At 65.5% G+C, this 21,908-nt stretch carries 26 protein-coding genes; 9 read left to right on the forward strand and 17 right to left on the reverse strand.

Going from position 1 to position 21,908, the window contains the following annotated elements; genetic code table 11:
• Window positions 1-115 precede the first annotated feature (115 nt).
• The 6 genes from A5773_RS24540 to A5773_RS24560 form a co-directional block, all read right to left on the reverse strand.
• The gene (locus tag A5773_RS24540) at window positions 116-727 is read right to left on the reverse strand and encodes a peptidoglycan endopeptidase (protein WP_369817400.1); all 612 of its coding nucleotides are present in this window, start codon (window positions 725-727) and stop codon (window positions 116-118) included.
• A 32-nt stretch (window positions 728-759) separates the two neighbouring features.
• The gene (locus A5773_RS24545; RefSeq protein ID WP_066948059.1) at window positions 760-1,005 is read right to left on the reverse strand and encodes a hypothetical protein; all 246 of its coding nucleotides are present in this window, start codon (window positions 1,003-1,005) and stop codon (window positions 760-762) included.
• A gap of 93 nt (window positions 1,006-1,098) precedes the next feature.
• Window positions 1,099-1,770, reverse strand: a complete 672-nt coding sequence (locus tag A5773_RS24550; RefSeq protein WP_082948383.1) for a DUF998 domain-containing protein — start codon at window positions 1,768-1,770, stop codon at window positions 1,099-1,101.
• 97 nt (window positions 1,771-1,867) lie between these two features.
• Complete coding sequence (locus A5773_RS24555; protein ID WP_066948068.1) at window positions 1,868-2,266, reverse strand: VOC family protein; 399 nt, start codon at window positions 2,264-2,266, stop codon at window positions 1,868-1,870.
• Window positions 2,267-2,367: 101 nt separating this feature from the next.
• Window positions 2,368-2,751, reverse strand: a complete 384-nt coding sequence (locus tag A5773_RS25815; RefSeq protein ID WP_197505336.1) for a hypothetical protein — start codon at window positions 2,749-2,751, stop codon at window positions 2,368-2,370.
• A 58-nt stretch (window positions 2,752-2,809) separates the two neighbouring features.
• On the reverse strand, window positions 2,810-3,826 hold the full coding sequence (locus tag A5773_RS24560; protein ID WP_066948072.1) for a hypothetical protein: 1,017 nt from the start codon (window positions 3,824-3,826) through the stop codon (window positions 2,810-2,812).
• 155 nt (window positions 3,827-3,981) lie between these two features.
• Here A5773_RS24560 and A5773_RS24565 point away from each other — a divergent pair, with 155 nt between their 5' ends.
• Together A5773_RS24565 and A5773_RS24570 are read left to right on the forward strand one after the other, a co-directional pair.
• On the forward strand, window positions 3,982-4,917 hold the full coding sequence (locus A5773_RS24565) for a metal-dependent hydrolase (RefSeq protein ID WP_066948075.1): 936 nt from the start codon (window positions 3,982-3,984) through the stop codon (window positions 4,915-4,917).
• A gap of 69 nt (window positions 4,918-4,986) precedes the next feature.
• The gene (locus tag A5773_RS24570) at window positions 4,987-5,649 is read left to right on the forward strand and encodes a TetR/AcrR family transcriptional regulator (RefSeq protein ID WP_066948080.1); all 663 of its coding nucleotides are present in this window, start codon (window positions 4,987-4,989) and stop codon (window positions 5,647-5,649) included.
• Between the two features lie 102 nt (window positions 5,650-5,751).
• Here A5773_RS24570 and A5773_RS24575 read toward each other — a convergent pair whose 3' ends face one another.
• The 7 genes from A5773_RS24575 to ychF form a co-directional block, all read right to left on the reverse strand.
• Window positions 5,752-6,357, reverse strand: a complete 606-nt coding sequence (locus A5773_RS24575) for a cysteine hydrolase family protein (protein WP_066948083.1) — start codon at window positions 6,355-6,357, stop codon at window positions 5,752-5,754.
• A 5-nt stretch (window positions 6,358-6,362) separates the two neighbouring features.
• Complete coding sequence (locus A5773_RS24580) at window positions 6,363-6,785, reverse strand: hypothetical protein (RefSeq protein WP_066948086.1); 423 nt, start codon at window positions 6,783-6,785, stop codon at window positions 6,363-6,365.
• 64 nt (window positions 6,786-6,849) lie between these two features.
• The gene (locus tag A5773_RS24585; protein ID WP_232001985.1) at window positions 6,850-8,205 is read right to left on the reverse strand and encodes an MFS transporter; all 1,356 of its coding nucleotides are present in this window, start codon (window positions 8,203-8,205) and stop codon (window positions 6,850-6,852) included.
• Window positions 8,206-8,279: 74 nt separating this feature from the next.
• Window positions 8,280-8,717: a MarR family winged helix-turn-helix transcriptional regulator gene (locus A5773_RS24590; protein WP_066948092.1), complete on the reverse strand. Its 438-nt coding sequence runs from the start codon at window positions 8,715-8,717 to the stop codon at window positions 8,280-8,282.
• A 203-nt stretch (window positions 8,718-8,920) separates the two neighbouring features.
• Window positions 8,921-9,472 carry a VOC family protein gene (locus tag A5773_RS24595; RefSeq protein ID WP_066948096.1) on the reverse strand — a complete coding sequence of 184 codons (552 nt, stop codon included), beginning with the start codon at window positions 9,470-9,472 and terminating at the stop codon, window positions 8,921-8,923.
• A gap of 84 nt (window positions 9,473-9,556) precedes the next feature.
• Window positions 9,557-10,039 (reverse strand): SRPBCC family protein, encoded by a 483-nt coding sequence (locus tag A5773_RS24600; RefSeq protein ID WP_066948099.1) that lies wholly within the window; start codon window positions 10,037-10,039, stop codon window positions 9,557-9,559.
• A 551-nt stretch (window positions 10,040-10,590) separates the two neighbouring features.
• Window positions 10,591-11,664, reverse strand: coding sequence for a redox-regulated ATPase YchF (gene ychF, locus A5773_RS24605; protein ID WP_066948102.1), 1,074 nt, complete (start codon window positions 11,662-11,664; stop codon window positions 10,591-10,593).
• A 131-nt stretch (window positions 11,665-11,795) separates the two neighbouring features.
• On the opposite strand from ychF, the gene A5773_RS24610 reads away from it, so the two are divergent.
• Window positions 11,796-12,962, forward strand: a complete 1,167-nt coding sequence (locus tag A5773_RS24610; protein WP_197505740.1) for a DUF6542 domain-containing protein — start codon at window positions 11,796-11,798, stop codon at window positions 12,960-12,962.
• A 22-nt stretch (window positions 12,963-12,984) separates the two neighbouring features.
• Here the strand turns inward: A5773_RS24610 and A5773_RS24615 are convergent, their stop codons facing one another.
• Window positions 12,985-13,983 carry a 4-hydroxy-3-methylbut-2-enyl diphosphate reductase gene (locus A5773_RS24615; RefSeq protein ID WP_066948109.1) on the reverse strand — a complete coding sequence of 333 codons (999 nt, stop codon included), beginning with the start codon at window positions 13,981-13,983 and terminating at the stop codon, window positions 12,985-12,987.
• A gap of 89 nt (window positions 13,984-14,072) precedes the next feature.
• On the opposite strand from A5773_RS24615, the gene A5773_RS24620 reads away from it, so the two are divergent.
• The 5 genes from A5773_RS24620 to A5773_RS24640 all read left to right on the forward strand — a co-directional run bounded on the left by A5773_RS24620 (window position 14,073) and on the right by A5773_RS24640 (window position 17,711).
• The gene (locus A5773_RS24620; protein ID WP_066948112.1) at window positions 14,073-14,660 is read left to right on the forward strand and encodes a lipid droplet-associated protein; all 588 of its coding nucleotides are present in this window, start codon (window positions 14,073-14,075) and stop codon (window positions 14,658-14,660) included.
• Window positions 14,657-15,907 (forward strand): exodeoxyribonuclease VII large subunit, encoded by a 1,251-nt coding sequence (gene xseA / locus A5773_RS24625; protein ID WP_067793047.1) that lies wholly within the window; start codon window positions 14,657-14,659, stop codon window positions 15,905-15,907. The genes A5773_RS24620 and xseA overlap by 4 nt, the downstream gene beginning before the upstream one ends.
• Entirely contained in the window at window positions 15,897-16,133 is a 237-nt protein-coding gene (locus tag A5773_RS24630) for an exodeoxyribonuclease VII small subunit (RefSeq protein WP_066948115.1), read from the forward strand. Before xseA ends, A5773_RS24630 begins: the two co-directional genes overlap by 11 nt.
• A gap of 61 nt (window positions 16,134-16,194) precedes the next feature.
• Complete coding sequence (locus A5773_RS24635) at window positions 16,195-17,295, forward strand: NAD-dependent epimerase/dehydratase family protein (RefSeq protein ID WP_066948118.1); 1,101 nt, start codon at window positions 16,195-16,197, stop codon at window positions 17,293-17,295.
• 53 nt (window positions 17,296-17,348) lie between these two features.
• Window positions 17,349-17,711 (forward strand): VOC family protein, encoded by a 363-nt coding sequence (locus A5773_RS24640; RefSeq protein WP_067261252.1) that lies wholly within the window; start codon window positions 17,349-17,351, stop codon window positions 17,709-17,711.
• Window positions 17,712-17,728: 17 nt separating this feature from the next.
• Here the strand turns inward: A5773_RS24640 and A5773_RS24645 are convergent, their stop codons facing one another.
• The 3 genes from A5773_RS24645 to A5773_RS24655 are packed head-to-tail and all read right to left on the reverse strand — an operon-like array spanning window position 17,729 to window position 20,795.
• The gene (locus A5773_RS24645) at window positions 17,729-19,270 is read right to left on the reverse strand and encodes a carboxylesterase/lipase family protein (RefSeq protein ID WP_067261255.1); all 1,542 of its coding nucleotides are present in this window, start codon (window positions 19,268-19,270) and stop codon (window positions 17,729-17,731) included.
• 15 nt (window positions 19,271-19,285) lie between these two features.
• The gene (locus A5773_RS24650) at window positions 19,286-20,083 is read right to left on the reverse strand and encodes a dienelactone hydrolase family protein (protein ID WP_066948127.1); all 798 of its coding nucleotides are present in this window, start codon (window positions 20,081-20,083) and stop codon (window positions 19,286-19,288) included.
• Window positions 20,084-20,096: 13 nt separating this feature from the next.
• Window positions 20,097-20,795 (reverse strand): DUF4245 domain-containing protein, encoded by a 699-nt coding sequence (locus A5773_RS24655; protein WP_066948130.1) that lies wholly within the window; start codon window positions 20,793-20,795, stop codon window positions 20,097-20,099.
• Between the two features lie 55 nt (window positions 20,796-20,850).
• Between A5773_RS24655 and glpX the strand changes: the two genes are divergently transcribed.
• On the forward strand, window positions 20,851-21,903 hold the full coding sequence (gene glpX / locus A5773_RS24660; RefSeq protein WP_082948385.1) for a class II fructose-bisphosphatase: 1,053 nt from the start codon (window positions 20,851-20,853) through the stop codon (window positions 21,901-21,903).
• Window positions 21,904-21,908: the final 5 nt, after the last annotated feature.

Consider the following 21,908-nt stretch of genomic DNA (forward strand, 5'->3'; position numbering starts at 1 on the left):
ACAAACCTTGCGCAGGCCGAGCTATTTCACTTTGCACTAGCTCCTGTTCTGCTTGCGTGTCCTATATGCGTCAAATAGTGGCGCGAAAGATCGAGGCTTTCGCGAAATGATTTCGTTAAGGATTCGCAATTCCCGGGTCGCCGGGCGGCGGCATTTCGGGCCCCGGCGGGGCCGGGGCTGCGGGCGGCGCGGGGGCCGTAGCGTCGACCAGGACGGGCGGCGCCTCCGGCGGTGGCGGTGGCGCGTCCGGTGGCGGCGGCGGTGCGTCGGGCGGCGGGGGAAGGGCACCTTCGCCATCCGGCGGCATGGGCAGGAACATGTGGTGCGTGAACCCGGCCTGGTAGGCGCCGGCACCACCGATGTGCACTCCGCCGTGCTCACCGCTGGATACCGGGGTCCCGTCCGGCAGCGTCGCGGCCGTGTGGCCGCCGTTCCACCCGATCACGAGGGCGTTGGGGGCGGTTCCGTATTGAAACCCGCGCGCCAACAATGCCGCCTCTTCATTTCCGGTGTTGAACCGGTTTCCGAAGACCGGCCTGTCGGATGCCGCGTTGGCAACCCAGGAAACGAGTCCAGAGCAATCCGTCCCGGAGGGAGAATCCCCACCCGCAATATAAGGCGTCCCGGATACCTGATTGATCAATGACATCAATGTTGCAAGAACTACCATGGCCGGGGACGCTAGCAATAGCGGATATTGTTCGCCAAAATTTGTGGCGCACGTCATTCGCAGGCGGGAAAATGGCGCTCACCGCACGTTCAGCAAACCTGCTGCGGCGGTAGGTGCGGCCACCAGCAAACGGCCGCGCGCACGATCAGGGGGTCTTGGGACCCGCGTTCGGTACCCGCAATCTCCCGGTCGTCGAGCGTCTCGGCCCGGCGTTCGAGCTCCTCGGGTGTGCCAGGGCAGTCCTGGGAGACCACGACGAGGTCTTCACGCCGCGGCGGCCCACCACGTATGAGTGCCTGCGTGCCCTTGGGCGCTGGCGCGTCCGCGCGGGTCATCAATGAATTCGTACCAAGTAGCGAGATTTCGCAGAAAGCAACGCGCCAGTTCATCGGCCCCCGTCGCATCGGTAGCGGTCCGGCGAGGGTTTGTCATTGCCAGAGGCCACGAAGCGACAGCGAGCTCAGCCAACCGAGCCCGATTGCGATCGAGATTCTTTGGGTGATACCGCTTTTGCCGCCGAGGCGGGATCGACCCCTGATCGCGGCGCCCAAGAGAAGCAGGCTGCCCGCCATCACCGTGCTCGATCCCGCCGAATAACAGGCCCATCGGTAATCGCCGCTCCGAACCGCGGTGGCCGCGCTGGCCAGGCCAGCGGCGGGTATGCCCACAAAGACCGGGATTCCGCAGAGGTCGTGGATCCGGCCCGCACGAGTGGGCCGGGCCGGGGCGGCCACCCGGCTCGTCACGTCGGGGCGCTCGCCGAGAAGGTCACCAACGTAATCGGTGACGAAGACTCCCGAGCCGATCAGCCCAATGCCCGCTCCTGCGACGAGCGCCGGAACGGCGCGGGGTCCAATGCGCCGCCGATCGCAATGTGCGAGACCGGCGGCCGCGCATGAATATAGGGCTCCGGCAAGGATGAAATTGATGCGCTGGTACCAACCTTGACGACCCACCGCAAGCGAACTGACCGGGTAGCGCCGCCAATCGTAACCCCGACGCGCGGCTCCGATCACGGTGAAAGCCGTAACGAAGAGCGGCCCGGCAAGGGCACCGCAGAGGAGCTGAACAGAATGCACGCGTGGCAAGCCGGCTGACACCTGACTAGGTTACTCAAACGTGTAGCCGTATAGCGGTTACACCGCGCCCCTTACAGCTCCACCGAGATGCGGTCCGTCCAAATTCTTTGCACACCAGTCATATTCCGAACTTGGCGCGGGCCTCGTCCGTCACCGGGGTGAAGAGGTTGACAAGATTCCCGTCGGGATCCCGCAGGAGCAGCGCGCGATTACCCCACGGCATCGTGGTCGGCCTCGTCACGACCTCCCCGACGCGCTCCTGCAGCCGCTCGTATTGCGCGTCAACATCGTGGACTATGAACTCCACGATCGCGCTGCGGTTGGCGGCCGGCTCGGCCGATCCAGCCGCGAACAGCGGCACGGTCTTGTCGCTGCCGATGGCCAGCGTGCCAACCGGCGTCGGAATTTCGGCGAAAAGCTCGTTGCCCCATACGGCGGGGGTCTCGGTGACCGTCTCGTAGAAATCGACGAGCCGCTTGACGTCGGCGGTGATGATACGGGTGGAAACGAACTTCATGGAGCCCTCCTGGCGGCCGTGACGGTGCAACTAGTGCGACCAGGGCATGCTAAGGAACGCCGCCGACAAGATGGCGGTTGCGGGCACTGCAGCACGTTCGCTTAGGCCGGAGTCCAGATTCCGTTGTTCCAGAACCCCCAATTGCCCGGGCCAGTCGGATTCCACATCAGCTGAGCCCCCGGCGCCCACGCCGGCTGGGGTGGCGGCGGAGGCGCCCAGACGGGCGGTGGCCCCCAGGGTCCCGCGCCCGCCGGGTAACTCTGGCCCGCCGGACCTTGCCAGTCGTGGCAGTGATTCCAGTCCCAGTCGTAGACCCTGCCCCAGCTCGCGTCCCACGGATTGCCCGGGCACCAATGCGAGGTCGGGGCTGGGACGGCCTGGGCCACTCCACCCGTCAGCCCTAGAGCGGACAACACCAACCCGCAACCCACCACGATCCTCGTAGACCGCCGGACCGACGCCTCCGCCTGCTTGACAGTCGCCATCTGTCAAGCATGGTCGACGTGAGACCTGTCCGCTAGACGGCGCGGCGAGGTTTTGACATCAGGCCGCGACTTGCGCCGGCTGCTCTGCCGGTTCACGGGAACCTCGCCGGGGGGCAATCCATGGGAACAATGCAAGACCGCTCACCACGATCAGGCCCACGGCCTGAACCAGGATGTACTGGGTAAGACCGCGTTCGTAGACCACGTTGGCGATCACCATCGCCCCTAGGCTTGCCACGTATAAGACGACCAGACCGAGGGTGAACGGTTCGAACGATGGATGAGATTTGACGGAGCGCAGTGCGGTCACGGTGACCGCGCAGTAGCCGACCACGAGCATCACGACGACCGGCCACTGAGGTCCGCCGAGCGCGGTGACGACGGTGACCGGCGACATCAGGATGGGCCCGGTTAGCAGGACCACCAGGGCTGCGAGCGGTGGAAACGCGCCCATTGCCTTCGCATTCGACCATCGTGCGATACCACTACTGGCCAAACCGTCGATTCGGGGCGCGGCCCAAAGCATGATGAAGATGAAGACGGCGTCCCAGATGCCCTGCCAACAGAGATCGAGCAGCGGCCAGCCGACCCAGAACTGGAAGTACTCAAAGTTCGGATTCCAGGTCCACCACACGACGTGGCGCAGATTGCCCTCAATGATGTAGGGGGCGTCGAGCGCGATCATGAATAATCCACCGGTAACGGCTCCCTGCCAACGCTTTTCGATCCCGATCGCCTCGACGACCTTGAAACCGGTGAACAGGAAAACCGGATAGAAGATCACAACGTACGCGGGCATCATCGTGGTGCCGTGCCACAAGGGGAACGCAGGCCAGTTGATCATCACCATGAAGTCGCCCTGCTTGTACATGTTGAGTGTGGCCATCCCGGCCAATTCCAGCACGAGTCCGTAGATTGTCGCTGCTGCCAGCAATGCGCAGTAGATGCGCCGTCCGCGGCGGAGCTGGACGACGCTGTATGCCACTGCGGCCACGAACATGGTCAGCAGCATGACGTCGCACAGATTCGTCTGCCAGGGAAGACCTGCGGGGTTGTTGAACACAATCAGGTTCATCTGCGCACACCTGCCATTTGACTAGACATTTCTGCCTTAACGTATGTCTCCTCGGGCCTGCCGTCAAGAATAACCAGCGGCGATCCAGATCTCGGCCATACAAATATCGGTCAGTCGTCTTGTCTCCAGCGAACTTGGTCGCTAACGTCGACGGCATGACGGACCTACAGGTGAGACGCGTTCGCTTTGACTTCGCGAGCGCCGATGTCCCGTTCAACTGGCAGCCGGAGCGGCCCGCGTTCGCAATGCAGTGCAATGCCATTTCGTTCTTTGCGCCCGGGTTCGAGAAGCTCATCGTCGACGCGACGCGGGAGGCCATCCCGCTGATGCGGGACCCGGCGGCGGCCGAGGAGGCAGAGTCCTACTTGCGTCAGGAGGCACAGCACTCTGCCGCTCACCAAAGCCATATCCGTGCGCTAATCCGACGTTGGCCCGGTTTGCAGGAAACGATGGACGAGGTCGTAGCCTCCTACGACCGTCTCACCGCCACCAAGCCGCTCGCCTGGCGCCTCGCTTATCCCGCAGTTGTCGAAGCCACGTTCACGCCGTACTTCAAGGTCTTCCTCGACCACGAGGACAAGCTGTTTCGGGCCGGGGATGAGCGGGTAGCGTCGCTGTTCCTCTGGCACTTTGTCGAGGAAATCGAGCATCGCAGTTCCGCGCTCATCGTCTACAACGCCGTGCACGACAGCTATCTGTATCGCGCAAAGACGATAGTCGGCGTGCTCGCGCATATGAATGAAATTCTGGGGATCATCTCCCGCGGCTTTCAGCAGCATGTACCGAAGGAGGACGGCGGCGAACTCGGTCAGCTATTACCAAATGGGCTCTCTGCGAGGGCAGTTCGGGCCGCGCTGCGAGCCGCGCATGAGCTCACTCAACCGGGTCAGTCGACCTACGCCGGAGTGCCCAGGGGGGAAGTCCTCGCCATGATCGCCGGTCTGATCCGCTCGCAGGGTCCGCGGCATAACCCTGAACACGAGATCATTCCCGAATTCGCCAGCAAATGGATACAACGCTACGCGGAGGAACCGAAGAGCGCCGCGCGTTGGTACTCCGTCGGAGCCGTAACGGGCTCGGACGGTCGATGACGGTTAACACGTTTCGCCCCAACGCATCCAGTGCTCACGCGGCCACCAGCCTGCCCCTAGAGTTCAACCATGCGTAGCCACGGATGGGCGGGCAACGCCCCAGCGACTGATGAAGAGGCCATCGACAGGATCCTCGACGCGGCCGACGACATCATCGCCGAACAGGGATCCTCGATGCGGCTCACCGACGTGGCGCGCACCTTGGGCGTCACCAGGCAGACGGTCTATCGCTATTTCCCGGGAACCGAGGCTCTCATGGTCGCCAGCGCAATGCGCTCGGCCCACGGCTTCCTCGACCAGCTCGCCGAGCACATCAGCGGACTCACAGAACCCGCCGCGGCGCTCGTCGAAGGTGTCGCATTCGCCGTCGAAAGCCTTGCCGGAGAACGCCAAATCGATCGTCTGTTGGGAAATGGAGCACCAGAAGGTCAGACGGTTTCCCTGACCTCCGACACGGCTCGTGCGTTCTCCCGCTCGATGCTGCATCGCCTCGACGTTGACTGGGAAATGTACGGCTTCGACGAAGCCGCGCTCGACGAGCTGGCCGAAATGGGCCTACGCACTTTGCATTCGATCCTTGTCGACCCGGGGCAGCCGCACCGAGACGGCGTCGCGTTGCGCAGGTTCATTGCCCGCTGGCTCGGCCCCGCGGTCATCTACCCGCGCCTGGCCCAAGCGATGGATGCACTGAGCTATCGTGCCGCCCCGATTCGGCAGCCGTGGCGATCCTGACGGCACCCCTTTCGCCCTATTTGTCCTAGACCGAACGTAATCCGGGCAAGAAACGCACCATGCCGAGCTCGCACCCCACTCCGCCCGCGCTGCTTCACCCGTTCAGATCACGCGCTGTTGTGTCCATAGCCTCGACAAACTGTCGACATTGATGACCGACGCGTGCCTCGGAAATATCTTGCTGATCAGGAAGTCATGGGTCCCGCGATCGGGATCGGCGCTCGCGTCGTTGAGGACGATGATCCGATAGTCGCGATCGAGTGCTTCGCGCATGGTGCTCAGCACGACGCCGGCGGTGCTGATTCCGCCGAGGATGACTGTTGTGACCGCAAGGTCATGGAGTTGACGGTCGAGGTCGGTGGTGGTGAACGCCCCCACCCGGGTCTTGCGGACGGTGATGTCGTGCGGCTGCGGGCTGAGGCGTTCATGAATCTGACTGTCCGCGGCTTGGGCGTGCAGGGTGGCACGGAGTTTGGCGTCTGCCACGTGCGCCATGGCGCTGGTGGATGGGATTGCGGCGAAGTCGTTGTCGTCGAGGCCCATTCGGACCCAGCCGATGTGGCCGCCGCGAGCGTCGACTTCGGCGACGGCGGCGTTGACCCGATCGAGCAACGTTGATACGTCGCGTATTCGCCGCAGCAGCCCGACCTGGTAGTCCATCACCAGTAGCGCGGTAGCGCTCGGATCGAGCTTTGGGTGGTTTGTCATTGCTCTCAATTCGGTTGGTACTGAGTACTTTCCTGTTCGGACGCTGACGACGGCCTGCGATTACGCATGCTCACCCACCCGAGGACCACCACCCACACCAGAGGTAAGGCAACGGTCGGCCCGAATCGACTTACCGGGAAGGTGCCGTCAGCTATGAACACCATGATCGCGACGAAGTCGACCACCTGAATACCCAACATCGTGATGATCCACAGTTGGTGACGCCGAGGCGCCCATGCCGCGGCAACCATTCCGATCCCATAACCGATGAAGCGGGCACCGGCCGTAGCCAGAAGGAAGTGCACCCCGGGCGAGCCCGCCGGCGCCCCGTACATCTCGGCCACGACAGAGGGAGCGACCAGAGATACAGCCCCGTTGGCGATCTGGATCAGACCGAGAACGGCAAGCGCGATGCTAAGGACTCGCATAGTGGTCACCTTTCGTGTCAGAGGTACTGGCGGCATTGAAAGCCTTGAAGACTCCGCACTGCAGTCATCGAAATTGTTTCTGCCGCCGAAGGATTCCGGGTAGGCTGCCTGAACGAGTGATCGGATCGGTGGCCAACGCGATGACGCCAATGATGCTGACACCGATCATGATCCAGGCGATCAGGTGTAGCCCATGATCATTGACGGCGCCGTGGAACACCACCGAAATGATCGCCGAGGATGCGATCGACCCGATGTAGCCGAAGGATCGCAGCAAGCCTGACGCAGTGGCGATCTGCTGTTGCCCAGCTTGGGTGTAGACCGCGGTCTGGTTCGCACTTGCCGTCGTGGCCAAGGTGACCCCGAAGACAAGGGTGATCAACAGGATCCACAAATCTGGGCTGTGGGTGTTGACCAGCAGCACACCGATCGATCCGGCCAGGCATGACACACCCGCGGCGATCAATGGTGCCCGCAGCAAGTTGCGGGCAGAGATCGGCTGAGCCAGCAGTGCACCCACCGCGGTCAGCGGGAGCATAAGTAGACCGGCGGTCCTCGCTGAGAGCGCGCGGCTGGCTTGCAGCCACTGGGTGACACCATAGAGAACGGTGTACATGCACAACGTCGTCAATGCGTAGCGCAGGTATGTACGAGTCAACGCGGTATTGGTCTTCAGCAGGCGTACGTCGATGAAAGGACTGCGCGCCCGCAGTTCCCAACCGACCCAAATGGTTCCGAGCACAACGGCGAGAACCAGGCCGATCCACACCGGATGCGGTAACGACAGCAAAAAGACCAGCACTGCCGCCAAAGAGCCGGCAAACCCAGCCATACCCACCACATCGAGTTCGATCAGTGTCCGCCAAAACGTCCGGTGCTCTGCCGTTTTCGGGTCCGCAGGGATCCAGAGCAGTGCCATGGCCAAAGCGACCAACCCGACCGGGACGTTGATCAAGAAAGTCGCGCGCCACCCCCAGGTATCGACCAGCACGCCGCCGAGCGGAAGTCCGGCCGCCGCGGTCACCGTCCCCGCAATCACCAATCCACCCAGAACGCGGCCGGGCGGCGCGTCCAAGCCAGCCTGCGTGGCGCGTCGCCGAATGAGAAGCATCGCCGAGGGATACGCGCTCGAGGTTCCCGCACCAATGAGCACCCTTGCGACCACCAGCATGGCCAAGTTCGTTCCGGCACCGCCTACGACGCCACCGAGAATGACCAACACCATTCCGGCCACCAGAATGCGGCGTGCCCCGAATACCTCGGCAAGCTTGCCCGCAGTTGGCTGACCGATCGACGTGGCGAGATACAGCGCCGAAATCAATATCGCGCTGCCGCCCACCGACACACCCACGGCGTCCGCGATCGGCACGATTGCGGTCGCGATCACCGAGGTGCTGATGGGATTCAGCGTGGCGGCCACATAGAGCGGCGTGCTGAAACGCCACCCGAAGGCCGGCCCGGCATCGAGATCACGAGGCGCCTGAGCCTGTCGCATCAAAAACACCCACCTAACCGTTCGATGAGCGGTGCCGCCTGCGCCAGGATCTCCAACTCAGTGGAGCTGAACTCCTCGATGAGGACCTCAGCGAAACGACGCGCCCGCGCGTCGCGGTCATGTCGCACAACGTCGATTCCTTCGGGCGTCAACGACATCACCTGCCGCCGACCATCTTCGGGATCGGTGGTGCGCTGAACCAAGCCCTGAGACTCCAACGATCCGAGAGTCACCCTCATCGCCTGCGGGCTGATCTGTTGCATGCGGGCCAGTTGCGCCGCCGACGACGGACCGCCGCGATCCAGTTTCGCCAGCACCACCCGCTCGGGCATCGTCAGCTCACCCGGCAGCTGCAACTGCTTGGCGCGCCGCGAAAAAAGCGAATTCGCTTGGTAAAAAACGGCGGCCAACTTGTCGACATCAACGGAACGTCCCACAATTGACAACCTAGATTGCGCAATCTAGGTTGTCAATTACGGTCAAGCGATTCCAGGGCAGTGTCCTTCAGACGGGGGTGGCAACAGCACGGTCCTTTCGGTGCCGATCAAACTGTCCGGATGCCTTGACGACCTCTGGCCGCTGCCTACTTCTTGGTTGGCCAGACGTTGCTGGCAGCCGGATTCCACCAAGCCAGGCGGAGTTATCGGGCCGGCAGGATTCTCCTCGCCTGCGAGACGACGCCTGGCACGGTGTTCGCCAGGTCTGGCCGACTCCTGGCGAAAGCGTGAATCGTGCGATAGAACGACCAAAGTTGGCGTGGAGTAGGAACTTTCGGTACCCACGCCAACTCCCAGTGGATCCCGTTGATCGGGTCGTCGAAGAACACCGCGTAGTAGCCGGGCCAGTACTGGGGGTACTCCTTCGGCTCGTCAGTGACGGGAATATCCCGCCCGATCAAGAATTCACGATGGAAGCGGTCGACCTCTCCCCTGCTCCGCGCCCACAGAGCGATGTGGTTGATTCCGACCGCCTGGTCGCGGTGTGCCAGCTTCGCTCCGGTACGCGCGGGCTGAATACCGATGTAGCTGTGCGGGTTGACGTGCCGCGTCATGTAATACGTCGACTGGTACTCCATGTTCAGCGACGAGAAGCTGCTGTAGCCGAGCCAGCCGAACAGCGAGTCGTAGAACGTGATCGAGTCGTCGTAGTCCAACACCGCAAATTCAATGTGACAGACGCCACGCCATCGCATCGTGCCCCCTCAAGACCGCTTACTACGCAATGTAGTACCTGCGGCGCTCACAATGAAGCCTCTTCTCCTGTTTCGACGTCGCCGTCAATCTCGATCGGCCCGACTCCCCGCGAGGTAGGCCGCGAGATTGGCCAACGACGATCGAAGACCCTCGATATGGTCGTCCGCGGAAATGCCCGGCGGAACGTCATCGGCCCGGATGTCGACTCGGGTGCTGCCGGCACTCAGCGCGGTCACCGCCCAGGTCATGGTCATCGTTCCCGCGAACGAGGGGTCATCGGATTCGAAGTCGACGGCCTGCACGACCCGCTCGTCGGGCGTGATCTCGACGAACCGAGCATCTACGACATCGGAGTCGCCGCTTGACTTGCCACCCGACTCCGGCGGCTCGGCGTAGGTCAACCTCATCCGGTAGGACCCGCCGGGGCGGGCGTCGAAATGTTCGAACTCTCCGGACATACCTTGCGGCGGAAGCCATTCGACGAGCGCCTGCGGCGCCACCAGCGCGGCGTACACCCGACTCAGCGGAGCGGCAATCACCAACGAGGCGGTGTCAGTTCGTCCCATAACGCCCATGTTTCTAGACGTTGAAGCAGAACTCCACCGAGTCACGTCATCGACGTCTGCGCCATGACGTGCTCGGTCAGGTCTCCCCATGTGATCGACACTGCTGACGGCGCCCAAGCTATCGCCAGCGCACACTTCGGGTATGAATCAGCCAAACGAGTCACTCCCTACTCTTCGCGACCGAGTATCAGAGCTGACCGATGTGACATACGGAGACCTGGCATTGATAGGTGCGGCGTTGTTGTCAACCGTGACGTCAGTAGCCCAGCTCGGTTGGACTTCGCCGGGTGGTAGCAGCCTTGACTACACCCCTATGGAATCGGATACCCATGCCATGATCGTCCGCGACTTCGTAGCCTGGACATCCCACCGAGAGTCCCTAGCCGATGGATGTGAAGAGCGGCTACGCGCGTTTGTTGACGAGAGCGGTTGGACTAGGCACGTAGTTCACCAAATGGGTCGGCTGTTCGAGTCTGGGAACTAACCAAGGTCCCGCCAACCCGCTGATTTCCCTACATACAGCGCGTTAACATTCGGCCCACGGAACTCGACTAGACGTTGAAGCGGAACTCCACCACATCGCCGTCGGCCATGACGTAGTCCTTGCCTTCCATCCTGACCTTGCCCGCCGCCTTGGCCGCGGCCATGGAACCGGCGGCGATCAGGTCGTCGAATGACACGATCTCGGCCTTGATGAAGCCCTTTTCGAAATCGGTGTGGATCACCCCGGCGGCCTTCGGCGCGGTGTCGCCTTGGTGAATCACCCACGCGCGCGCCTCTTTTGGGCCGGCCGTGAGAAATGTCTGCAGCTTGAGGGTGTGGAAACCAGCGCGGGCCAGTGCATCGAGGCCGCGTTCGCTCTGCCCGATCGACTCCAGCAGTTCGGCGGCCGACTCGTCGTCGAGCTCGTTCAGCTCCGCTTCGATGGCCGCGTCCAGGAACACCGCGTCGGCGGGCGCCACCAGCTCACGCAGCTCGGCGGTCCGCGCCGCATCGGTCAGCACGGCCTCGTCGGCATTGAAGACATACAGAAACGGCTTGGTGGTCAACAGGTTCAGCTCTCGCAGCAAGGACGCATCCACCCCGGCGCCGAACAGGGTCCTTCCGCCGTCGAGCGTCTCCTGGGCCGCGGCCGCCGCGTCGTACACCGGCCTGCGCTCCTTATTGGTGCGGGCCTCCTTCTCCAGCCTCGGCAGAGCGCGTTCCAGGGTCTGCAGGTCGGCCAGGATCAACTCCGTCTCAACCACCTCGATGTCCGATCGGGGATCCACCTCACCGGCCACATGGGTCACATCGTCATCGGAGAACACCCGGACCACCTGGCAGATGGCGTCACATTCGCGGACGTGGGCCAGGAACTTGTTGCCCAGCCCCGCCCCCTCGGACGCGCCCTTGACCAGGCCGGCGATGTCGACGAATGTCACCGGCGCCGGCACGACGCGCTGGGACGCGAACAACTCGGCCAGCCTGTCCAGGCGCGGATCGGGCAGCGGAACGACGCCCTCGTTCGGTTCGATCGTCGCGAACGGATAGTTGGCCGCCAGTACGTTGTTGCGGGTCAGCGCGTTGAACAGCGTCGACTTACCGACGTTGGGCAGACCGACGATTCCCAGGCTCAGGCTCACAGGGACCCAAGTCTAGGGGTCGCCGGGGGCACCGGCCGCTGTGGACCATTCGTGCGCGATCGGCATGGCACGCCCGGGATCCCTACGAGGTATTTACGGGGCTTTCGGCCCATTGCCGGTACGGTCTACATGTGTCAGGACAGCGGGCAAAATCGACGGTGGAGGCCTCCCACCGCTCGATCCACCCAGATATCCCAGGTGTGCCGTGGTACGCCGCTCTGCTTCTCGCCGTCACCGCCACCGCCATCGGTTACGGAATCGACGCCGGCCAGAAGGAGCTGACGCATGTCTTCGCCGGCTTCTATATAGCCGGTTGCGTGGCCGCGGTGCTGGCAGTGCGCCAGGACGGGCTTTTCACCGCGATGATCCAGCCTCCGCTGATACTTTTCTGCGCGGTACCCGGCGCCTACTGGTTGTTCCACGACGCCAAGGTCGGCCACCTCAAAGACCTGTTGATCAACTGCGGCTATCCACTCATCGAGCGCTTCCCGCTGATGCTGGGAACCGCCGGCGTGGTGCTGCTGATCGGGCTGGCCAGATGGTACTTCGGGATGTCGCACGGGACGACCGCGACGCCGAAGAGCTCCGACGACGCGGAGCCCACCGACGCCAAGTCCGTCGTTAGCGGCATTGTCGCCAAACTGCGCGCGATCGTGCGCCCGGAATCCGATGAGGACGACGGCGACGAGGCAATCTCGGCCAAGGCGCGGCGCACCCGCGGGGCCGGTTCCGCGTCGCGGGCCCGCCGGACGGCGCGCAGTGATCGGAGCCCCACCCGCTCCACCCGAACCCGTTCCCGCCGTACCCGGGAACCGCTCGACGACGCAGGCGAACCCGGCGAGCGGCGCTCGCCCCGGAGAGGTTCGACGACCGCCCGGGACTACGACGCCGCGGAACCGCCCCGCCGGCCACGCCGCCGCCCGAGGCCGGATGCCGATCCCGATGCGCGCGGTCAGTCCCGGGAAGGCCGTCGGGAGCCCCGCAGCCGCCGCAGCCCCTACGAGCGGCCGTACGAGCAGCCGAGGTCGCGTTTCGAAGGCTCGGATCGGTACGGGGACCCGTTTGACCCGCCCGGGTCCTCGGAGCGTTTCGGCCGCTACGACAGCTACGAGTCCCCCTACGAGCCGAGGCGACGCCGCCCCGCGCCGAACGGCAACAACGGGACGCATCACCCCATCTCGCAGGCGCGCTACCGGGGGGCCGGTGCACCAGACGAGGCCGCGCCCGAGCGGCGGAACCGCTCACGGACGTATGGCCGGCCTCAGCGACCCCCGACGGAATGGGAATACGACGGCTGAGCACCGGCCGGCGCCCGATGTGTCAGAGCAGTGACCGGATCTCGCGCGGCAGCGCGAACACCAGGGTTTCCTGTGCCGTGCTGACCGGTTGCACCACGTCGTAGCCGTAGTCGGCGAGCCGCTCCAGCACACCGCGCACCAATACCTCGGGGACGGACGCGCCGGACGTCACGCCCACAGTGGTCACCCCTTCCAGCCATGCCGGCTGGATATCGTCGGCCCAGTCGACCAAGTGGGCGGCCGCGGCCCCGCCGCCCAGCGCCACCTCGACCAGCCGCACCGAGTTCGAGGAGTTCCGCGAACCGACGACGATCACCAGCTGGCACTCGGGGGCCATCGCCTTGACGGCGACCTGCCGGTTCTGCGTCGCGTAGCAGATGTCGTCGCTGGGCGGATCCTGCAGCTTCGGGAAGCGCTGGCGCAGCCGGTCGACGATCTCCATGGTTTCGTCGACCGACAGCGTGGTCTGCGACAGCCACACCAGCTTGTTCTCGTCCCGGACCGTCACGTTGTCCACGGCGGCGACTCCGTCGACCAGCTGCACATGGTCGGGCGCCTCGCCCGCGGTCCCGATGACCTCCTCGTGGCCCTCGTGGCCGATGAGGAGGATGTCGTAGTCGTTGCGCGCGAACCGCCTGGCCTCGTTGTGCACCTTGGTCACCAGCGGGCAGGTGGCGTCGATGGTGTGCAGGTTGCGTGCGGCGGCCGCGGCGTGCACGGTGGGCGCGACCCCGTGCGCGGAGAACACCACGATGGAACCCTCGGGGACCTCGTCGGTCTCCTCGACGAACACCGCACCGGCCTTTTCCAAGGTGGTGACCACGTGCCGGTTGTGCACGATCTCGTGACGCACGTACACCGGCGCGCCGTGCTTTTCCAGCGCGCGTTCGACGGTCTCGACGGCTCTATCCACGCCCGCGCAGTAACCACGCGGCTCGGCCAGAAGCACTCGCTTGCGGGCTGGATCGCTGGCTACCGAGCTGGACGCGCCGGGAATTCCCATGTCGACAGTCGGCGGCATGACACCCAGGGTACGTTCTGCGGACACGGGCTTGCCAGCTCGCGCCGGCGGGCTTGGAGTTAGCGGTCGCTTAAGGCAATCTTGGACCCATGGCTACTGCACCGTATGGAGTTCGGCTACTGGTCGGCGCGGCGACAGTCGCCGTCGAGGAGACCATGAAGCTGCCGAAAACCATCCTGATGTACCCCATGACATTAGCCAGTCAGGCGGCGCACCTTGTGATGCGATTTCAGCAGAACCTCGCCGAACTGGCGATCAAGGGTGACAGCACCCTGGAGAACATCTTTCCGCCAAAGGATGAGCAGCCGGAATGGGCAACGTTCGACGAGGACCTGCCCGAAGCGGTCGAAGCGCCCGGCCCCGCCGACGACGGTATCGGCGAGGGCGATCGGCGAACCGAGGGGAGGTTCGCGTTGTACTCGCTCGCCGACGCCGCGTCCGATGCCGCCCCGTTGAAGCAGGGCAGGAAATCCGCGGACGCGCCGGCGGTTCCGCAACCGTCGGTGGTGACCGAGCTGGACTACGCGGCGCTGACGCTGGCGCAGCTGCGGGCCCGTCTGCAATCGCTGAGCGTCGACGAACTCGAAGCCCTGCTGGCATACGAGCAGGCCACCAAGGGCCGCGCGCCTTTTCAGACGCTGCTCGCCAACAGGATCACCCGCGCGAACGCGAAGTGACCCCGGCCGCACAATCCGAACCGAACTCCGCCGAGAACCCATTTCCGGTGCGCGCGGTGGCAATTCGGGTCGCCGGCTGGATCGACAAGCTCGGCACGGTATGGGTTGAGGGCCAGCTGGCCCAGATCAGCGCGCGGGCCGACTCCAAGACGGTGTTCATGGTGCTGCGCGATCCGGCTGCCGACATGTCGCTGACCGTGACCTGTTCACGCGACTTGGTGGCCAACGCGCCGGTGAAACTGACCGAGGGCACGCAGGTGGTGGTGTGCGGGAAGCCGTCGTTCTACACCGGTCGGGGCACGTTCTCGCTGCGGCTCAGCGAGATTCGCGCCGTCGGGGTGGGCGAGCTGCTGGCACGGATCGATCGGCTGCGCCGGCTGCTGGACGCCGAAGGGCTCTTCGACCCCCGGCTCAAGCGACCAATCCCCTTCCTGCCCAACATGATCGGCCTGATCACCGGCCGGGCCAGCGCCGCCGAACGCGACGTGACGACGGTGGCCACCGGACGCTGGCCCGGGGCGCGTTTCGCCGTGCGAAACACCGCGGTCCAGGGACCCAATGCGGTGGCGCAGATCGTCGAGGCGCTATACGAACTCGACCGCCACGTCGAGGTCGACGTCATCGTGGTGGCCCGCGGCGGCGGTAGCGTCGAGGACCTGTTGCCGTTCTCCGACGAGACGCTGTGCCGCGCCATCGCGGCGTGCCGAACCCCGGTCATCAGCGCGGTCGGTCACGAACCCGACAATCCGCTGTGCGACCTGGTTGCCGACCTGCGCGCCGCCACCCCGACCGACGCGGCCAAGAAGGTCGTGCCCGACACCGCTGCCGAGCAGCGCCTGATCGATGATCTGCGCCGGCGAAGCGCGCAGGCGCTGCGCAACTGGGTGGCTCGCGAACAACGCGCGCTGGCCCAGGTCCGCAGCCGCCCGGTGCTCGCCGAACCGCTGACGGTCCTGACGGCGCGCGCCGAGGAGATTCATCGCGCCCGGGTGGCGATTCGCCGCGACGTCACCCGCCTGGCCGCCGCGGAGACGGAGCGCGTCGGTCACCTGAGCGCGCGGCTGGCGACGCTGGGCCCGGCGGCCACCCTGGCCCGCGGCTATGCCGTGGTGCAGGCGGTGCCGGACTCCGGGGCCCCGGTGGTGCTGCGGTCGGTCGCCCCGGCGCCCGCCGGCAGCCGGCTACGGGTGCGGGTGGCCGACGGCGCGATCGCCGCGGTGAGCGAAGGGCAGACCGATGGCCGGTGAAGACGAGCAGTCAATGACGCCTATTAGTAACCTCGGCTACGAAGCGTGCCGGGACGAGCTGATCGAAGTCGTCCGCCTGCTGGAGCAGGGAGGCCTGGATCTCGACGCGTCGCTGAAACTGTGGGAAAGGGGCGAGGAGCTTGCAAAAATGTGCGAGGAACACTTAGCTGGCGCCCGCAAGCGGATTGAGGATGCGCTCGCGGCCGGCCAGGCGGACGACGCCTGATCTCGGCCAATTTGCGAAACGCAAACCATGATCATTTTCGAAATTGGAACACGTTTCAGTTATGCTGCGGCCCATGGCTGATGCATCACTGACCACCGAACTCGGCCGCGTCCTCGTCACCGGCGGCTCCGGGTTCGTCGGCGCCAATCTGGTCACCACCCTGCTGGACCGCGGCCACCACGTGCGCTCGTTCGACCGCGCGCCGTCGCCGCTTGCGCAGCACCCGCAACTGGATGTGCTCGAGGGCGACATCACCGACACGGCGATCTGCGCCCAAGCGGTGGACGGCATCGACACCATCTTCCACACCGCGGCGATCATCGATTTGATGGGTGGCGCGTCGGTGACGGACGCATACCGGCAGCGCAGCTTCGGGGTCAACGTCGGCGGCACCGAGAACCTGGTGCACGCCGGGCAGGCGGCGGGGGTGAAGCGATTCGTCTACACCTCGTCCAACAGCGTCGTGATGGGCGGCCAAAACATCCCCGGCGGGGACGAGACGCTGCCCTACACCAACCGGTTCAACGACCTGTATACCGAGACGAAGGTCGTCGCCGAGCGGTTCGTGCTGTCGCAGAACGGCATTGGCGAAATGTTGACCTGCGCGATTCGGCCCAGCGGAATCTGGGGCCGCGGCGATCAGACGATGTTCCGCAGGCTGTTCGAAAGCGTGATCGCCGGCCACGTCAAGGTGCTGATCGGCCGCAAGTCGGCCCGACTGGATAACTCCTACGTGCACAACCTCATTCACGGTTTCATCCTGGCCGCCCAGCACCTCGTCCCCGGGGGCGCGGCGCCGGGTCAGGCGTACTTCATCAACGACGACGAACCGATCAACATGTTCGAGTTCGCGCGGCCGGTCGTCGAGGCGTGCGGCGTGAACTGGCCCCGGGTACGGGTCAACGGCCCCCTCGTCCGCGCGGCGATGACCGGTTGGCAGCGGCTGCATTTCCGCTTCGGCATACCCGCGCCGCTGCTCGAGCCGCTGGCCGTGGAGCGACTGTATCTGGACAATTACTTCTCGATCGCCAAGGCCCGCCGCGACCTCGGCTATGAGCCCCCATTCACCACCGAACAGGCGATGGCGGAATGCCTGCCCTATTACGTCGACATGTTCAATCGCATGAAATGCCAGGCGCAGCAGGCTAAGCCCGCGGGGTAGCACGGCGATTCCCCATTGCGACATCGGGGATACCAATGCGACAGACTGAACCCATGACGCTCCTCCGCGCCGATCCCGTCCTCGCGGTGCACGACCTTGACCGTGCGGCGGAGTGGTTCACCCGAATACTGAATTGCACGGTGACGGAGCCCGACCCGGGCAATTGGGCATTCTGCTCGGCCGGGTCGGTGACGTTCAGGCTCGGCCGCTGCCCGGAGTCGTTGCCGGCGTCGGACCTCGGGGACCACAGCTACATCGCGTATTTGACCGTCGCGGGCATCGACGAGTACCACAGGCGCGCTCTCGCTGAAGGAGCCGACATTCTCAAGCCCCCGACGATCGAACCCTGGGGCCGCCGCGAGATGGGTCTGCGATCGCCCGACGGACACCGGTTCATGCTCTCGGAGCCGCTGTAGCTTCGGCCTTGGCGGACCTACCGGAAACCCACCATCTCGCTGCCCCAGGCCGCGCGGATGTTCGCATCGACATCGTGCGCGACGGTGTCGCGCTTGTCGATGACCAGGCAAACGCGATCGGCCTCCCGGTAGGGCCTCCAGTCCGGCTCGCCGGCCGGGCCCGCCGGCTTTGACTGCGCAGCGAAATTGATCCACCGGGTGCGCATTCTCTTGGAGACCGCCTTGGCGGTTTTGCTGCCGCCCAGTTTCAGCGTGGGATCCTTCGGCGCCCCGAGATTGCCCCAAACGTAGGGCAATTCGGTGGCGTGAGCGGCATTGACCAACAGCAGCTTCAGTAGTGGGGTCGCATAATCGAACCGGTACAGGTACACCGGTGCCACGCGGGCGTGGCCCTCGGCCAGCCAGACCGAGGGCATGCGGAACCCGACGTCGGTTGCGATGCTCAAACTCCTTGCCCTGCGCCGCAACCGAGAATACGTCAACCCGATCTGCTCGTCCGTCGGCAATTGCAGGTCGGGTTGCTCGGCGGCGATCTGGTCGAACATCGACGTGATCGCGCGAGGCGTGATCGGCATCAGCCGCGACCGCATCAGCCGGAAGAGCGCCGCCTCGTGCTTGTTGGTCCCGATGACCAAGGGGACCGGCAGCGAGCGGCCCTCCTGCACGCGCTTGACCGGGTAGTCGTCCAGCAACTCGCCGTCGATGATCGGGACGAACGCCAGGAGGCCCGGATTACGCACGGGCACTTCATCGAAGACCTCTTGGGAAGCGGCAAGCAGCACCGCGGTCGGCACGTCGGGCAACCGGTCCGCGTCGACGTCAAGCCTGTCGAGGACGGTCTCGGCGACGCGCTCGGCCCTGCGCCGGTCGTATACCGACGTGGCCGGTGAACTCTGGGCGATCGCGCGGGCGAACAGCCCCCCGGCCGACGGGCTGGCCAGCAGGGTCGTCACGATCCCCGCGCCGGCGGACTCACCGAATAGCGTGACGTTGCAAGGATCGCCGCCGAACGCCGCGATGTTGTCGCGCACCCAGCCCAGTGCGGCCAGCACGTCGCGCAGCCCGACGTTGGAGTCGAACCGCCGCCGCGAACTGCTAAACGACGACAGGTCCATGAAACCGAGCGCTCCCACTCGGTAGTTGACCGTGACCACGATGACCTCGCCGTCGCCGGCCAGCCGCCGCCCATCGTAGAGCGCCTGACTGCCCGATCCCAGGACGTACGCGCCCCCGTGGAGCCACACCATCACGGGCTTTCCGTCGCCCGGCTGGGTGCCAGACGACGCCCAGACGTTCAGCCGCAGGCAGTCTTCGCCCTGCGGCGCGCCCAAATCGAGCGGCATGTTGGGGAAGACCGGCTGCGGGCAGGCCGGCCCGTAGCGGGTGGCGTCGGCGACCTTCTTCCACCGCTCGGGGGGCTGCGGCGCCCGGAAGCGCAGCGCGCCGACGGGCGGGGCGGCGTACCGGATGCCCTTCCACGAGCTGACGCGGCCGTCGTCGGCGCCGCGGACGGGGCCGAAGGCGGTTTCGACCACCCGGTCACTGGTCGTTGTCGTCATGCGTGTGGAACTTTCCTAACCAAGGCGCTCGGTGAGGAACTCGACTACCCGCTTGCGGGCCTCGTACGCCGGCTGGCCGTCGACTTCGCGGACCTCGTCGGTCAACACCGAGTGCGCCAGCTTGCCGAAACCGCCCACATTGCCCGGCCGCGAGTCGATCTCGATCACCTCGAACGCGTCACCGAGGCGCTCCTTGAGCACCGCGAACCGTTCGCGCGGCACGGCGCTGTCCTCGCTGAACCGCAGACCCATCGCGCATAGGCCGTCGTTGGCGCAGCGATCGGCCACGGTGGCCAGTTCTGATTCGCTCAGGCCGGGATCGCGGCGCCGCGCACGCCCCAGCGGCAGCGGTACCGACGGCTGCGAAAGCACCGGGGCCAGCACGGCGTCGTCGACCGCGACGGCCAGCGCGAAACCGCCCGTGAAGCATTGGCCGATCACGCCGACACCCTTGCCGGGGGTCGACGCGTTGAGGTCACGGGCCAGCGCGCGCAGGAACATCGACACCGGCCGCTGCTTGTTCGTCGCGAAGGCCGCGAATTCCTTTGCCACACAAGCCCGGCTGATCGAGGAGGCGATGTAACCGACCGTCTTGGGTTTGCCCGGCTCACCGAACAGCGACGGCATGGCGACGGTGAAGCCGTTGTCCACCAGGTGATTGCCCAGGGCCAGCACGCCGGGGTGGATCCCGGGTATCTCGGGAATCAGCACCACCCCCGGGCCGCTGCCCTTGCGGTAGACGTCATGGGTGTAGCCGCCTCCGCTGAACGGCGCCGCCGACCATCCGGATAGATCTGCTTGGGGTGCAGTCACGCTCGGCCTTCCTTCAGCGCGCGGGTAACGGCGGCTGCGATTGCGTCGCCGACGCCAGCGTACGGAACTGATCGGTGTTGCCGGCACCGGTTATCGCGATTTGGGTGGCCCCGGTCGGGCCGGTGAGCCGGGTGGTCCACACCGGCTCGGCGTCCGCCCCGCTCTGGCCGGCGCCGTTGTAGACCACCCAGTTGGTCCCGGCGACGTCGACCGTTCCGCCCGGATACGCCGACGAATGGATCGAGCCCACCAGCTTGTCCTCGTCGGCGTTGCTCTGGGTGAGGCTCAGATACATCCCGCTCGGGCTGATGTAGCCGACGACCGAGATGGCCGCGTTCACCCGTTGACCGGTCGAGGGATCGGTGCGCCCGCCCTGGATGCCGCCGCGACTGCCGGAGTTGGCCTGCCAGCCGGCGGGCAGCTTGGGCAGCCGAATGGGGAAGCCGAGCGTCGCGGCGTCGGCCCGCAGCGCCGCCGGCGCGTCGTAGGACGGGACGGCGCCCTGGTGACTGCCGGGCTGGAACGAGCACATCCCCACCAGACCGGCCAGCAAAATGCACCCGATGACCAGCGGCATCAGTGACCAGAACATGTCGCGGCCGTCCTGCAGCAACCGCGGTTTGGCCGGCCTGGCAGCCGGTCCGGCCGCGCGGGCCGGCTCGCCGGCTACCTGGCCCTCCGAGCTGGCATTCAGCGGCGGCTCTTCGGTCATCCCCCGAGTATCCCAGTTCCAGCAGACCGATCAGCTTCTGGGACAATCTCCAACCATGACAGTTGAGGGCAACCGCCCATCTGGACGGCCACGTGGTGAAGCCCCGGACCGCAACCTGGCCCTGGAACTGGTCCGGGTGACCGAGGCCGGCGCCATGGCGGCCGGCCGCTGGGTGGGCCGCGGCGACAAAGAGGGCGGCGACGGCGCGGCAGTCGACGCGATGCGCGAACTGGTCAACACGGTGTCGATGCGCGGCGTGGTGGTCATCGGCGAGGGCGAGAAGGACCATGCGCCGATGCTCTACAACGGCGAGGAGGTCGGCAACGGCGACGGCCCGGAGTGCGACTTCGCCGTGGATCCGATCGACGGCACCACGTTGATGAGCAAGGGCATGCCCAACGCCATCTCGGTCCTGGCGGTCGCCGACCGCGGCGCGATGTTCGACCCGTCGGCGGTGTTCTACATGAACAAGATCGCCGTCGGGCCCGAGGCCGCCAACGTGCTCGACATCACCGCCCCGATCGCCGAGAACATCAAGGCCGTGGCCAAGGTGAAAGCGCTGTCGGTACGCGACATGACCGTGTGCATCCTGGACCGGCCCCGGCACGCCCAGCTGATCGAGGACGTGCGGCTGACCGGTGCCCGCATCCGGCTGATCACCGACGGCGACGTCGCCGGCGCCATCTCGGCCTGCCGGCCGCACTCGGGCACCGACATGCTGGCCGGGATCGGCGGCACGCCCGAGGGGATCATCGCCGCCGCCGCGATCCGGTGTATGGGCGGCGCCATCCAGGCGCAGCTGGCACCCAAGGACGACGAGGAACGCCAGAAGGCGATCGACGCCGGCCACGACGTCGATCGGGTGCTGACCACCGAGGACCTGGTGTCCGGCGAGAACGTCTTCTTCTGCGCCACCGGGGTCACCAACGGCGACCTGCTCAGCGGCGTGCAGTACTACCCCGGCGGCTGCACCACGCAGTCGATCGTGATGCGGTCGAAGTCGGGCACTGTCCGAATGATCGAGGCCTATCACCGGCTCTCGAAGCTCAACGAGTACTCCGCGATCGACTTCACCGGCGACAGCACCGCCGCCTATCCCCTGCCCTGACCGAC

This window comes from Mycobacterium sp. 852014-52450_SCH5900713 (assembly GCF_001667075.1).
Classification (GTDB): Bacteria; Actinomycetota; Actinomycetes; order Mycobacteriales; family Mycobacteriaceae; genus Mycobacterium.

Excerpts from the sequence above, each read along its gene's own strand:
- A5773_RS24540 (WP_369817400.1), bottom strand. The coding sequence starts at position 727 with ATGACGTGCGCCACAAATTTTGGCGAACAATATCCGCTATTGCTAGCG.
- A5773_RS24545 (WP_066948059.1), bottom strand. The coding sequence starts at position 1,005 with ATGACCCGCGCGGACGCGCCAGCGCCCAAGGGCACGCAGGCACTCATA.
- A5773_RS24555 (WP_066948068.1), bottom strand. The coding sequence starts at position 2,266 with ATGAAGTTCGTTTCCACCCGTATCATCACCGCCGACGTCAAGCGGCTC.
- A5773_RS25815 (WP_197505336.1), bottom strand. The coding sequence starts at position 2,751 with ATGGCGACTGTCAAGCAGGCGGAGGCGTCGGTCCGGCGGTCTACGAGG.
- A5773_RS24560 (WP_066948072.1), bottom strand. The coding sequence starts at position 3,826 with ATGAACCTGATTGTGTTCAACAACCCCGCAGGTCTTCCCTGGCAGACG.
- A5773_RS24565 (WP_066948075.1), top strand. The coding sequence starts at position 3,982 with ATGACGGACCTACAGGTGAGACGCGTTCGCTTTGACTTCGCGAGCGCC.
- A5773_RS24570 (WP_066948080.1), top strand. The coding sequence starts at position 4,987 with ATGCGTAGCCACGGATGGGCGGGCAACGCCCCAGCGACTGATGAAGAG.
- A5773_RS24575 (WP_066948083.1), bottom strand. The coding sequence starts at position 6,357 with ATGACAAACCACCCAAAGCTCGATCCGAGCGCTACCGCGCTACTGGTG.
- A5773_RS24580 (WP_066948086.1), bottom strand. The coding sequence starts at position 6,785 with ATGCGAGTCCTTAGCATCGCGCTTGCCGTTCTCGGTCTGATCCAGATC.
- A5773_RS24595 (WP_066948096.1), bottom strand. The coding sequence starts at position 9,472 with ATGCGATGGCGTGGCGTCTGTCACATTGAATTTGCGGTGTTGGACTAC.
- A5773_RS24600 (WP_066948099.1), bottom strand. The coding sequence starts at position 10,039 with ATGGGACGAACTGACACCGCCTCGTTGGTGATTGCCGCTCCGCTGAGT.
- A5773_RS24615 (WP_066948109.1), bottom strand. The coding sequence starts at position 13,983 with ATGCCGCCGACTGTCGACATGGGAATTCCCGGCGCGTCCAGCTCGGTA.
- A5773_RS24620 (WP_066948112.1), top strand. The coding sequence starts at position 14,073 with ATGGCTACTGCACCGTATGGAGTTCGGCTACTGGTCGGCGCGGCGACA.
- A5773_RS24630 (WP_066948115.1), top strand. The coding sequence starts at position 15,897 with ATGGCCGGTGAAGACGAGCAGTCAATGACGCCTATTAGTAACCTCGGC.
- A5773_RS24635 (WP_066948118.1), top strand. The coding sequence starts at position 16,195 with ATGCTGCGGCCCATGGCTGATGCATCACTGACCACCGAACTCGGCCGC.
- A5773_RS24640 (WP_067261252.1), top strand. The coding sequence starts at position 17,349 with ATGACGCTCCTCCGCGCCGATCCCGTCCTCGCGGTGCACGACCTTGAC.
- A5773_RS24645 (WP_067261255.1), bottom strand. The coding sequence starts at position 19,270 with ATGACGACAACGACCAGTGACCGGGTGGTCGAAACCGCCTTCGGCCCC.
- A5773_RS24655 (WP_066948130.1), bottom strand. The coding sequence starts at position 20,795 with ATGACCGAAGAGCCGCCGCTGAATGCCAGCTCGGAGGGCCAGGTAGCC.
- glpX (WP_082948385.1), top strand. The coding sequence starts at position 20,851 with ATGACAGTTGAGGGCAACCGCCCATCTGGACGGCCACGTGGTGAAGCC.